Origin of the sequence: Aeromonas sp. ZOR0002 (genome assembly GCF_963866995.1) — a bacterium.
Taxonomy (GTDB): Bacteria; Pseudomonadota; Gammaproteobacteria; order Enterobacterales; family Aeromonadaceae; genus Aeromonas; species Aeromonas caviae.
Window position 1 is genome coordinate 1 of record NZ_CAWMFQ010000108.1, and the last position, 13,015, is coordinate 13,015.

Here is a 13,015-nt window from a genome sequence, read left to right on the forward strand (position 1 = left end):
TAATGAGCCGACCCAGCCCATCATTCGGCTCAATGTTTGAGCCGAATATAACACATGCAGCACACTATCAGAGCAAGTAATGAGGATGGAGAACCAGGCTGAAAATCTCAGACCGGGGCTAATGAAAAACTGGATTTATTGCTGCTGGGTGGCGCTACAGCAATCAGTAGATAGACCAGGCGGGGTATCAGTGCGGTCGGTATCAAAATAAGTTGCGAGATGGGTACTCAGGCGGGTACTCAGTTTCTGAGGGCTTTGGTGAGCTTGCAGCTTACGCTGCATGGGGCCACATCTAAGAAATACTATTAGGGTATCTCCCCCTCGTGCCACCTCGTCTGCTTGTTCAGATACCTGATGGTACGCATCATGATGTCAATATATAGCATTGCTTATCTTCTCAGGAAAATAAGAGAAATCCCACACATCAATCACTAACAAAAATCAAAAATATTACAACCTACCTATTCTCTGCTGAATTTAAAGGACCCAGCTTTCAAATTTTTCAATTGCAGCACGCATTTCCTCACTCATGGCCTGATTCTTTAAGGTACTTACTCTTTCATTGAGATAAAAGTCATCAGAGGTGATAAAATGTGTGCCATTAACCATGTCCAACATCCTAATACACCTTCCATCTTTATCGATACACTCGAAGTTATTGGCAAATCTATTGTAAGCTAGGAATGCATCCTCGTTTTCCTGCTGATGGTGCATATCAAAACCGAAATCAGAAATATATTTATTGTCAATAACAATACCATCAGTCATCATTCCACCAAACAACTCAACCTGTATGTAGAAACAGCTAGTAACAGAATGTACCTTTACGGATTTCACTGTCTTATATATTATATCCCTGACCTCATCTCTTATATCAGCCTGATTATAGTCAATGAAATTACGTGGTATCTGCATATATATATCTGGGTTAATAGAAGCCTCTGTATGACTAATCTCAATGGTCAATTCTTCATTCAACTTTTTACGTTCCCTAGATAATTTATCTAGTCGTTCAGTCAACAGGATATGTATATCCCCCTCTGTGGTCGCCCCCACAGATTGAATCATAATTTCTATTTTTGAACTTATCGACTCTATTTTATTTTTAATCGAAGCAATTTTATTCTCACTTGTATTTTTCTTAGGCTGAAGTATCACGCTGCCAATCAGCAACATTAGTGCATACTCAAAATATCTATTATCAAATGTTGCAGCTGTGCAGCTTTTCACCGAAGTGTCTGACCTTCCGCTGCATTTATAACGGAGCTTTTCATCTTTTTTCCCAGCTTTGCTACGGTAGACCTGTAGCGAACTGCCACAGTTCCCACAAGTTGCGATACGCATTCCAGTAACGATGCCCATCGCGCTTTTCAACTTACTAGCAAACTGTTTTTTTTCACTACGCACACGCTTAGCTTGTGCAAATTCAGCCTCAGTGCAAACAGCCGGATAATAATTTCCCAACAGATGCTCGCGACCATCAATATGAATTATTTTTTCGCCTAAAACTGCTCGATCACTGATAATCTTTTTAATAAGATTTATTCCCCACCCCTCTTTATTAGAATTTTGAGCTATTGTAGGGGGGGTATAGTTTTCATCTAAATACTTTTTAATTGTTATATGTCCCTTCCCTTCTCGAATCATCACAATTACTTCCTTAACTACAGGAAAATAATATGGATGAGGGCGAACAAACCCAGTTGACGTATCAACCCAAAATTTATTTTTACCGAAACCATTAATCGCTGCCGGATAACCATCCGGATCGCGCTCACCATTCTGATGGCGCTTTAAAGCAACACGTGCAGCACCAGTAACTCGGGCAGAAAGTCTATTTGTATAATCGTTGCTGCTTTCAAGTTTAACTATTGAAAAAATCGCGGATATAAGATTGTCTCTTTGATACACAGTCCCATCAATCCATGTATAAACAAGAACATTAGCTGCAAGAACACTGGTTAAATATTTACTAGCTTCCGTTAACGCTAGGCGAGAGAAACGGTCTATATTCTCCATGGCCAATACAGAGCCGGATGCAATTTGACCTGAATGGCATAGTTCAATAAAATCACCTAGACATCCATGCTCGATATTTTCACCTTTACTGGCTGACATTCCGTTATCTGACATATGAACAACAGGCATGCCACTATATTTTTCCCTTGTTGCCTCAACCAACTTCCCCTCAGTCTGGCGTTGTACGCCAGTTTTATTACCGGCGGCCTGCTTATCCGTACTTACACGACTATACAGATATAGAGTTGGTACAGACGACCTTAAATTCATAACATCTCCAAAAATTGATTCTATGACGAGGCTATATATGCTAGATACGCAACTATACTTGTACGCTACCGGTACAGTTGGATTAAATTAAAGCAGGCATGTCTAGACCAGCCGTCCGGCTATGACACAATAACTTAGCGTTGTTCATTTTCTGAACATAAACACTATTGCCGATACACGGCATATAACCACTAGCAAACATTTAAGTAGAAGGTTATATCCAAAAAAACTAGATATCAACCCCCATCAAAAAAAAATAATAACCTCACAAGAAAGAAATTATCTATACCCTCTAACATTAATTTCCACTTATATATTTCAGGCTAGAAAGTGCCACGAAGAAGCGAAGACTCCCGTCACATGCCTTCTGGGAGAGTAGTCATACCATCATCAGGGCGATATTTGGCTCTTTCTCAAACTGGCGTTGTTTCCCAAATCAGCCAGCAAGTCATGACTTCCCAGCCCGAGTAACCGCTACACTCGGGACTTTCTGACAGGTAGGCCCAGGGTATTCAGCTTGTTTATGGCGCTTAAATACGCCATGACCTCTCCCACTTGGCCGTTGTAGTTACGCAGACTGATTTTCCCCGTCAGCAACAGCTTGAACCGATACATAGCCGTCTCCGCCAGCGAGCGACTGTGATACCCCGATATCTTCTTCCTGTGCGCCAGCCCTTCCTTGCACATTACCAGCACGGCCTCATTTCTTGGATGCACCTTTTTCCATAACCCCGCGCTCTTGCGAGGCGGGATACAGGCTGTTGCCCCTTTGCGCGAGATAAACTGATGGCTGGCTTTGCTGTCATAGGCGCCATCCGCATAAACATTTCCCAGCTTACGCCGCAGAGGGTTGAGCAAGGTCGGCAGCACCTCGGCATCATGGACATTCTCCAATTATACTTCTGCTGCCAAGATATCGTGGGTCACCGGATCTACCGCCAGATGCAACTTGCGCCAGACTCGCCGCCCTCAGCGCCATGTTTTCTGACCTTCCATTCGCCTCCGCCAAACACCTTCAGACCCGTCGAGTCGATAACCAGGTCGGTGATGCGCCCCTTGCTGGGCTGCCGATAGGCGGCTGTCACCGTGCGGGCCCGCTTGCTGACACAGCTATAGTCCGGTGCGCACAACGGCACATTCATCAACTCGAACAGGGAGTAGAGTAGTCCCTAAGTGGCCCGCAGAGTGAGGTTGAAAATCCCTTTGAGCATCAGGAAGGTACAGATGGTCTGGTCAGTGTAAAGCTGGCTGCGGCCCCGCCGCCCATGATAGTCGTGGTGGAACCAGTCGTTCATGGCGGCGGCATCAACCCAGAAGGTGAGTGAACCACGGTTAATCAAAGACTTGTTGTATTTAGGCCAGTTGGTGATGGTGTGAAGCGATGTGGTCATGATGCAGACTTGAAGAGGATGGTGGTGATCAGATCACCAAGTCCTCAGTTAGTTCCATTCAAGCCGCATCGATTTGGGAAACAACGCCTCTAAAACTACGCTTGCTCAAGCGCTAGATGAAGATCGCGTATATTCCGGTATAGATAGCAATAGACTTCCAATCATAAAAAATGCTTGACTGAAGTCCTTGACGGCGTAGCACCGAGAATATGGTGGTCAGCCGATGAGGATGGTAAAAATTAACAGGAATAACGTGACTGCGTAAAGAAATTACTTAATGATATTGAATGTCATTTCTTTGGCCAACTGGCAAATCTGGAAGATCTGCACATTTCGGTTCTGTTTTCTGTTTTCTGTTTTCTGTTTTCTGTTACTCAGTGATAGCGTACTTATTGCATGAGCCATGCTTAATGAACTTCAATTTATAAGAGAGACCTTCATATCTTTTCTTCAATAAAAAAACCGGCGAGGGCTAGTAAAACTGGTTTCTCTTCGCTGCGTAGCAGCGGAATGTTGAAACGATAAAATTTCATTACCGCTCTTATTATTAGTAAATGGACAGTTTTTAGAATTTTTCAAGTGGGGGTATGTGAAAAATGTTGAAAACCACCTCTTTTGATTAAACTGTAACCAAAAATGCTGATCTTTACCTACCCTCCCGTCGACTTATTGCTGATTGACAGACCCCATGCTCAATCCGTCCCATCAGGTCGACAATTACCTGCCCCCTTATCGGTGTAGTCAGGAGTTGCTCTGCTTACGAGCAACTTCTGATACTTGAAGCGCTACTACTGTAACTCAATGAAGAAAAGCTTATCGACTTCTAGAGTTGCCCCCTTGAAGATCCAGACACTTCACCCCTCTTAACTTGACCGAGGTAGTCTGGAACTATGTTCAGTACTAGCATAATCATCCATAGGAGCAACACATCTATACGGGCTAGGAATGACTCCTTGCGGGTTTTACGGCGTGTTCCATTGAACTCGCAATCCGCTAACTCATGCTGAACCTCATCCCTGTTGCCATGTGGGGATCATGGTCGCAGACCGAGGAACTGTTCGCACATTCATTTGCTTGTGCCTGTTATCGTATATTCAGTCATTGTCACTGCGGATAGCATCATCAACGCAATAAATTGATATTGAATTGAACATATCCTTCATGTTTAAGGCTGATTGGCTGCACCGAGGAAAACGCAATCACGCTGTCGCGCGGATTCAGGAGTACACCGATTACCACGCCGATGAGGTTGGAAATCAACTCGACCAGCTCGGCTTTGTCACCAAGCAGGTAAAGGGCAGTGAAGTCCGCAGCGACCAGCAAGATGAACACACCAGACTGCGATCCATGACGCAGGTTGCAATCAAATAGGCACTGCCTGACTGTTTAGTGTAGGTCTCCCGCACATGCTGGCGGCCGTAGATGGCTTGAGGACTGCGAGGCAGAACTCGTAACCGAGGCCCCTGTCGTTGATGATCGCATCGTCTTCACCTCATAGGAAAAGACACAAAATATCGAACATTGAAATCTAATATTACAGGTTAAAAAATGCACACATCACTTCTTCCTCTTTCCTGCTCATCAGGTATAATCCGCCATCTTTTTTTTGCATCAGTGACCAGCGACACCCTATGACTGTCAACCGTTTTGACCCCAGCTCAGAGAGCCTGACGCCTGCAACCACGCCGGCTCAGCCATTGGACAACCAACCTGTCCAACAAGCAACTTCCAGCATTATTAGGTCTCACCACCCAAGGATTGGTTTTGTGAGCTTGGGATGCCCCAAAAACCTGGTCGATTCCGAACGCATCCTGACCCAGCTGCGTACCGAAGGGTACGACGTGGTGCCCAGCTATGACGATGCGGAGCTGGTGGTGGTCAACACCTGCGGCTTCATCGACAGCGCGGTACAGGAGTCCCTGGAAGCCATCGGTGAAGCCCTGGCCGAGAACGGCAAGGTGATCGTCACCGGCTGCCTGGGTGCCAAAGAGAACCAGATCCGCGAGATCCACCCCAAGGTGCTCGAGATCACCGGTCCCCACGCCTATGAAGAGGTGCTGGGCCACGTCCACAAATACGTGGAAAAACCCACCCACAACCCCTTCACCAGCCTGGTGCCGGCCCAGGGCGTCAAGCTGACCCCGCGCCACTACGCCTATCTCAAGATTTCCGAAGGCTGCAACCACCGCTGCACCTTCTGCATCATTCCCTCCATGCGCGGGGATCTGGTGAGCCGCCCCATCGGCGAAGTGCTGGCCGAAGCCAAGCGCCTGAAAGAGGCTGGCGTGAAGGAGATCCTGGTGATCTCCCAGGACACCTCCGCCTACGGCGTGGACGTCAAGCACCGCACCGGTTTCTACGACGGCATGCCGGTCAAGACCAGCATGGTGGCCCTGTGCGAAGAGCTGGCCAAGCTCGGTATGTGGGTGCGCCTGCACTACGTCTACCCGTACCCGCACGTGGATGACGTCATCCCCCTGATGCGCGACGGCAAAATCCTCCCCTACCTCGACATCCCGCTGCAGCACGCCAGCCCGCGCATCCTCAAATTGATGAAGCGCCCCGGCTCCGTCGAGCGCACCCTGGAGCGGATCCAGAAGTGGCGCGAGATCTGCCCCGAGATCACCCTGCGCTCCACCTTCATCGTCGGCTTCCCCGGCGAGACCGAAGAAGAGTTCCAGATGCTGCTGGACTTCATCGACAAGGCGGAACTGGACAGGGTTGGCTGCTTCAAATACAGCCCGGTCGAGGGTGCCAAGGCCAACGAGCTGCCGGATCCGGTGCCGGCCGAGGTGCAGGAAGAACGCTTCCAGCGCTTCATGGAGCTGCAACAGCAGGTCTCCATCCGCAAGCTGGCCCGTAAAGTGGGCAAAGAGATGCTGGTGCTGATCGACGAGGTGGACGAAGAGGGCGCCACCGGCCGCTCCGCCGCCGATGCCCCCGAGATCGACGGCCTGGTCTACCTGAACGGCGAGACCGGCCTCAAGCCCGGCGACATGGTCAAGGTCCGCATCGACGAAGCGGACGAGTACGACCTCTGGGCCAGCCTGGTGGAATAATCACGCCACTCCCCCTCAAAGCCAGTCGGTCTCACCGACTGGCTTTTTTAATGTCCGCCGCCCGTCAGGCTCTTGCATGCCCCCCTGTCATCCCCTGTCCCGCCCCTCATCACCGATCTCCCTCCCCTCCCTCTTTTCGCACGCGCCCGTGAACCAGCGCACACTTCTCTCCTGCCACATGAGCCGCTTGTTTCCTGCGCAAAAATAAGCCGTGTCAACGGGGAAAAAACGAGCACGATCCAGCTCACATTATCGTTGTCACAGGGAGTGGCAAGGTGACTTTTTACTTTGTGAGAATTAATGCAACTGTATAATTTAAAAGGATTAAAAATACATTTTGACGATAATGACGTGCGCCGTGCAATTTTTACGATATCGACGAAATGAAGAGTTGTTGTTTTCCTGTTAATTCTGCTTTTCTAAGGGCGTTGGACGACACAACTACAAGGGTGCAAAACCTGACCAACAGCGAGGGCCGGTATCCAAGCATGCGATGTCGGTGCTCCATTCCAAAACCATGGAAGACCAATAAGAAAGGAAAAAATTATGCTTGCCAAAGTATCCAAAATCGCAACCTCAGTCATGCTGGGAACTCTGCTTGCCGGTGCCACCGGTACAGCCATGGCCGCCGACAACAAGACGGTGCTGACCCTGGTTGCCCAGCAGGAAACCGCATGGGTCAAGAACTTCAACCCCTTCCTGCAAGCGGGTCTGCTCCACACCACCCGTCACTTCATCTATGAGCCGCTGGTGATCTTCAACGATATGCAGGGTGGCAAACCCGTCTATCGTCTGGCCACCCACTACGCCTTCAGCGATGATCTGAAATCCGTCACCTTCGACCTGCGCGAAGGGGTCAAGTGGTCCGATGGTGAAGCCTTCACCGCCGACGACATCCTCTTCTCCTTCAACCTGGTCAAGGCCAACAAGGCGCTGGACGAGCGATCCATCTGGACCCAGATCAAGGGTGTCGAGAAGCTGGGTGACCACAAGGTCAAATTCGACCTGGCCGAGATCAACACCAACGTGGTGAACGACCTGGTGCTGGTGCCCATCGTGCCGGAGCATCAGTGGAAGTCGGTGAAAGACCCGGTGGCCTTCACCAACGACAAGCCGGTCGGGACCGGTCCCTTCACCGAAGTGGACAACTTCTCCGCCCAGCTTTACACCCAGTGCCGCAACCCGCACTACTGGGACAACGCCAGCCTCTCCATCGACTGCCTGCGCATGCCGCAAATGGCCACCAACGACCAGGTACTGGCCGCCGTGATGAAGGGTGACGTGGATTGGTTCGGCTCCTTCGTGCCGGACATCGAGCGCCTCTACGTCGGCAACGATCCCAAGAACAACAAGTACTGGTTCCCCGCCTCCGGCACAGTGGCGTTCAACGTCAACTTCCAGAGCAAGAACCCGGGCAACCACGAAGCCTTCAACGACATCAACTTCCGCCGCGCCTTCTCCATGGCCATGGACCGCCAGTCCATGGTGGACATCGCGGGCTACGGCTACCCCACCGTCAACGAGTACCCGTCAGGGCTTGGCAAGGCATTCGCCTCCTGGGACAACCCGGACGTCGAGAAGAAGTACGGCAAGTACAACAAGTTCGACCTGGAAGGGGCCAAGGCCCTGCTGAAACAGGCGGGCTACAAGGACTGTGACGGCGACAAGTTCCTCGACACCCCGAGCTGCAAGAAGATCGAGTTCAAGGTGCTGGTACCGAACGGCTGGACCGACTGGGTCAACACCGTCCAGATCGGGGTCGAAGGCCTGCAGGCCCTGGGCCTGAACGCCAAGACCGCCACCCCGGAAGCCACCGTCTGGACCGAGTCCCTGATCACCGGTGACTTCGACGTCGCCCTGCAGGGTTACTTTGCCGGTGCCAACCCGCACAAGTACTTCGAGACCGCTTTCCACTCCCGCAACATGGGTGAGCGCGGCAACCGCTTCGCGGCGCCCCGCTACAAGGATCCCGAGCTCGACAAGCTGATTGACGACTTCACCCAGACCGCCGATGCGGCCAAGCAGAAGGAGATCATGTTCGCCATCCAGGAGCGTGTCGGGGCCAACCAGACCATCATCCCGGTGTTCAACAACCCGACCTGGTACGAATACAGCACCAAGCGCTTCAATGGCTGGTTCAGTGCCGACAACCCGGTCGCCAAGCCGCAGGTTCACCCGGACACTCCGGAGCGTCTGCTGCACGTGCTGTCACTCAAGCCAAACAGCTAATCACCCCGGCCCCCTGCGGGGGGCCCTCTTCCCCGCCATGTCTTCCATCCCCCGCACCTGCCGGGGTTGGGGGAGCTTTGCCCGGCGCGGGGCAGGCTTGCAGTAAAAGGTATCACCATGGGATTTATACTTAGACGCTTCTCCTTCTATCTGGTCGCCTTCCTGGTGGCCGCCACCATCAACTTCCTGCTACCCAGAGCCATGCCGGGGGACCCCGTCTCCGTCATGTTTGCCCGGGCCGGCGCCATGATGGAACCCGCCGCGCTGGAAGCCCTCAAAGCCACCTTCGGTTTCGTGGACGGCCCCATCGGCACCCAGTTTCTCACCTATGTGAAGAGCGTCTTCACCTGGGATCTCGGCACCTCGGTGCGCTACTACCCCCAACCGGTTGCCGACGTCCTCGGCCGCGCCATCGGCTGGACCCTGTTCCTGGTGGGCACCTCCACCATTCTGAGCTTCTCCATCGGCTCCATCGTCGGCATCTTCGCCGCCTGGTACCGGGGCGGACGCATGGACAGCATCCTCTCCCCGCTCACCCTGGTGATGCAGGCCATCCCCCCCGTGGTGGTCTCTCTGCTCGCCCTCTTCCTGTTCGGAGTGAGCCTCGGCTGGCTGCCCATCGGCTACGCCTACAGCCCCGAGATCCCCGCCGATTTTGGCTGGGAACACATCAAGAGCATCCTGCTGCACGCCATCATGCCGGTGGGCACCCTGGCCGCGGTGCAGGTAGGGGGCTTTCTCATCACCATGCGCAACAACATGATCAACCTCCTGGGCGAGGACTACATCACCATGGCCAAGGCCAAGGGGCTCTCCAGCAACCGGGTGATCTTCAACTACGGCGCCCGCAACGCCGTGCTGCCGAGCGTCACAGCCCTCTCCATGGCACTCGGTTTCGTCATCGGCGGATCCCTCATCACCGAGGTGATCTTCAACTACCCCGGCCTGGGACTGACCCTCTATCAGGGCATCCTGGCCCGTGACTACCCCCTCATCCAGGGGCAACTGCTCATCATGACCATCACCATGCTCAGCTTCAATTTCCTGGCGGACGTGCTCTACGTCTTCCTGGATCCCCGTCTGCGTACAGGAGGCAAATAAGATGCGTATGCCGACTATCTTGAAAATCCTGCTGGGTAACAAGAAGGCCGCCTTCGGCCTCGCCATCGTGGTCACCTTCGTGCTGATGGCCCTGTTCGCCCCGCTGCTCGCCAGCAACGAACCCACCAAGCGGGTCGCCCGCCCCCACCAGCCCCCCAGCATGGAGCTGGTGATGGGTTCCAACCGCATGGGCCACGATCTCTGGGCCCAGTTCACCAACGGCGCCCGCATCTCCCTGATGGTGGGCTTCGGGGCAGGCCTGCTGGTGTGCGCCCTGGCCATCACGGTGGGCATCACCGCCGGCTACTTCGGCGGCGTGGTGGACGAGTGCCTCACCTTCCTGATGAACGTGGTGCTGGTGATCCCGAACCTCCCCCTGTTGCTGGTGCTGGCAAGCTTTATCGGGGAGGCGTCACCGACGGTGATCGCCCTCATCATCGGCTTTACCTCCTGGGCCTATGGCGCCCGGGTGATCCGCGCCCAGACCCTGGCCCTGCGGGAGAAAGAGTTCGTCATCGCCGCCGAGGTGCTGGGTGAACCGGCCTGGCGCATCATCCTGGTGGAGATACTGCCGAACCTCATCTCCATCATCGGGGTGAGCTTCATCGGATCCATCATCTACGCCATTGTCACCGAGGCGACCCTGGAGTTCCTGGGCCTTGGCGACCCCACCGTCGTGAGCTGGGGCATCATGCTCTACAACGCCCAGACCTCGAGCGCCATCCTGGTGGGTGCCTGGTGGGAGATCCTGGCCCCCTGCTTTGCCATCGCCGCCCTGGGGGCGGGTCTGGCCATGCTCAACTTCGCCATCGACGAAATCGCCAACCCGCAACTTCGTTCCCACAAGGGCCTGCGTCGCTGGAAGCAGCTTGCCACTCCCATCACTGCTCAGGAGAAGACAGCATGAAGCCGCAACAACCCCTGCTGTCGGTGCGCCAGCTCTGTGTCGACTACATCACCGAGAGCGGCGACGTGCGCGCCGTCAATTCGGTCAGTTTTGACATCATGCCGGGTGAGGTGTTCGGCCTCGCCGGCGAGTCCGGTTGCGGCAAGTCCACGGTCGCCTTCTCGGTGGCTAGGCTGCACAAGCCGCCCGCCTACATCAGCGGCGGCGAGATCCTGTTCAAGGGAGAGAACATCCTCGCCTTCGACGACGAGCGGTTGCGCAGCTACCGCTGGCGCCAGGCGAGCGTGGTGTTCCAGTCCGCCATGAATGCGCTCAACCCCGTGCTGCGCATGGAGGAGCAGTTCTGCGACGTGCTCTTGGCCCACAACCCCGGCATGACCCGCTATGAGGCGATCAAGCGCGCCCAGGAGCTGCTGGAGATCGTCGACATCCACCCGAGCCGGCTCAAGGACTACCCGCACCAGTTCTCCGGCGGCATGCGCCAGCGGCTGGTGATCGCCATCGCCATGGCCCTCAACCCCGAGCTCTTGATCATGGACGAGCCCACCACGGCGCTCGACGTGGTGGTGCAGCGGGAGATTTTGCAGAAGGTCTATGCGCTCAAGGCGAAGTTCAACTTCTCCATCCTGTTCATCACCCACGACCTCTCGCTCATGGTCGAGTTCTGCGATCGCATCGGCATCATGTACGCGGGGGAACTGGTGGAGGTGGCGCCGGCCAAGGCGATCCTGACCGCGCCCCTGCACCCCTACACCCGGGGCCTTGGCAACTCCTTCCCCCCCCTGCATGGGCCCAAGACCGTGCTGGAGGGGATCCCTGGCAGCCCACTCAATCTGCTGGAGGTGCCGGTGGGCTGCCGCTTCCAGGCACGCTGCGCCAAGGTGCACGAGCGCTGCCGCCAGGAATACACCCGGCTGGCCGAGATCCGGCCCGGCCAACAGGCTGCCTGCCACCTTCATGAGGCAGCAGAGGAACAACCGGATCTTCCGATCCATCTGGACAAGGCCGCTGGCTGTTAAGGATGTCTGTCATGCAAATCGCCCAAACCGACGCGCCCATCATCGAGGTCCAGCACCTCTACAAGGACTTCGCCGTCAACTCCAACGCCATCAAGAGCGGCAAGATGCGGGCACTGTCCGACATCACCTTCAACCTGCACCGGGGCCGCGCCCTGGCAGTGGTGGGGGAATCCGGCTCCGGCAAGAGCACCATCGCCAAGATCATCGCCAAGATGTACAAGCTCTCCAACGGCCGCATCCTCTACCGTGGCCGCGACCTGGAGGAGTTCAACAAGGGCACCGCCCTGCTGGACTATCGCCAGAGCGTGCAGATGGTGTGGCAGGATCCGTTCGGTTCACTGAATCCGACCCACACCATCTACCACCACATCGCCCGTCCCCTGCTGCTGCACAGCAAGGTGAGCGACAAGCGGGATCTGCCCGACATGGTCTATGGCCTCCTTGAAAAGGTGGGGCTGACCCCCGCCAAGGCGACCGCGGCCAAGTACCCGCACCAGCTCTCCGGCGGCCAGCGCCAGCGGGTCAACATCGCCCGCAACCTGGCGGTGGAGGCGGAAGTGGTGCTGGCGGACGAACCCACCTCCATGCTCGACGTCTCCATTCGCATCGGCATCCTCAACCTGATGGAGCAGATGAAGAACGAGCTCGGCGTCTCCATGCTCTACATCACCCACGACATCGCCACCGCCCGCTACGTGGCGGAAGATCTGGCGGTGATGTACGTGGGTCACATGGTGGAGTGGGGAGAGGTGGACGAGATCCTGCACCACCCCCAGCACCCCTACACCCAGTTGCTCATTTCGGCGGTGCCGGATCCCGAGAAGAGCATCCACGCCGAGCTGGAGGGAGGCCGCAAGGGGGAAATCCCGCTCTGGACCCCGGAATCCCGTGGCTGTCCCTTTGCCGGGCGCTGCCATCAGGCCATGCCCCGCTGCAAGGAGAGCCTGCCCCCGGTGACCCGGCTCGCCGACAACCACTTCGTGCGCTGCTACCTCCACGAACAGGGGTAAGCAGGCCCGC

The 13,015-nt window shown here is 54.7% G+C and carries 8 protein-coding genes and 1 pseudogene; 6 read left to right on the plus strand and 3 right to left on the minus strand.

Features of this window, described 5'->3' with window-relative positions:
- Positions 1 to 477: 477 nt before the first annotated feature.
- From AACR77_RS06220 to AACR77_RS06230, 3 genes and pseudogenes are all read right to left on the minus strand, one after another.
- Positions 478 to 2,289, minus strand: coding sequence for a recombinase family protein (locus AACR77_RS06220; protein ID WP_081999401.1), 1,812 nt, complete (start codon positions 2,287 to 2,289; stop codon positions 478 to 480).
- Between the two features lie 474 nt (positions 2,290 to 2,763).
- Positions 2,764 to 3,680: pseudogene (locus AACR77_RS06225) on the minus strand (IS5 family transposase).
- Between the two features lie 1,122 nt (positions 3,681 to 4,802).
- Positions 4,803 to 5,012 (minus strand): hypothetical protein, encoded by a 210-nt coding sequence (locus tag AACR77_RS06230; RefSeq protein ID WP_103261748.1) that lies wholly within the window; start codon positions 5,010 to 5,012, stop codon positions 4,803 to 4,805.
- A gap of 299 nt (positions 5,013 to 5,311) precedes the next feature.
- Between AACR77_RS06230 and rimO the strand changes: the two genes are divergently transcribed.
- The 6 genes from rimO (at position 5,312) to AACR77_RS06260 (ending at position 13,005) form a co-directional block, all read left to right on the plus strand.
- Positions 5,312 to 6,739, plus strand: a complete 1,428-nt coding sequence (gene rimO, locus AACR77_RS06235; RefSeq protein ID WP_223917418.1) for a 30S ribosomal protein S12 methylthiotransferase RimO — start codon at positions 5,312 to 5,314, stop codon at positions 6,737 to 6,739.
- A gap of 546 nt (positions 6,740 to 7,285) precedes the next feature.
- Positions 7,286 to 8,968 (plus strand): ABC transporter substrate-binding protein, encoded by a 1,683-nt coding sequence (locus tag AACR77_RS06240; protein ID WP_010673906.1) that lies wholly within the window; start codon positions 7,286 to 7,288, stop codon positions 8,966 to 8,968.
- A gap of 117 nt (positions 8,969 to 9,085) precedes the next feature.
- Complete coding sequence (locus tag AACR77_RS06245) at positions 9,086 to 10,069, plus strand: ABC transporter permease (protein ID WP_010673905.1); 984 nt, start codon at positions 9,086 to 9,088, stop codon at positions 10,067 to 10,069.
- Position 10,070: 1 nt separating this feature from the next.
- Positions 10,071 to 10,976 (plus strand): ABC transporter permease, encoded by a 906-nt coding sequence (locus AACR77_RS06250; protein WP_042880392.1) that lies wholly within the window; start codon positions 10,071 to 10,073, stop codon positions 10,974 to 10,976.
- Positions 10,973 to 11,995, plus strand: coding sequence for an ABC transporter ATP-binding protein (locus AACR77_RS06255; protein WP_042880395.1), 1,023 nt, complete (start codon positions 10,973 to 10,975; stop codon positions 11,993 to 11,995). Before AACR77_RS06250 ends, AACR77_RS06255 begins: the two co-directional genes overlap by 4 nt.
- 11 nt (positions 11,996 to 12,006) lie before the next feature.
- Positions 12,007 to 13,005, plus strand: coding sequence for an ABC transporter ATP-binding protein (locus tag AACR77_RS06260; protein ID WP_039040529.1), 999 nt, complete (start codon positions 12,007 to 12,009; stop codon positions 13,003 to 13,005).
- Positions 13,006 to 13,015: the final 10 nt, after the last annotated feature.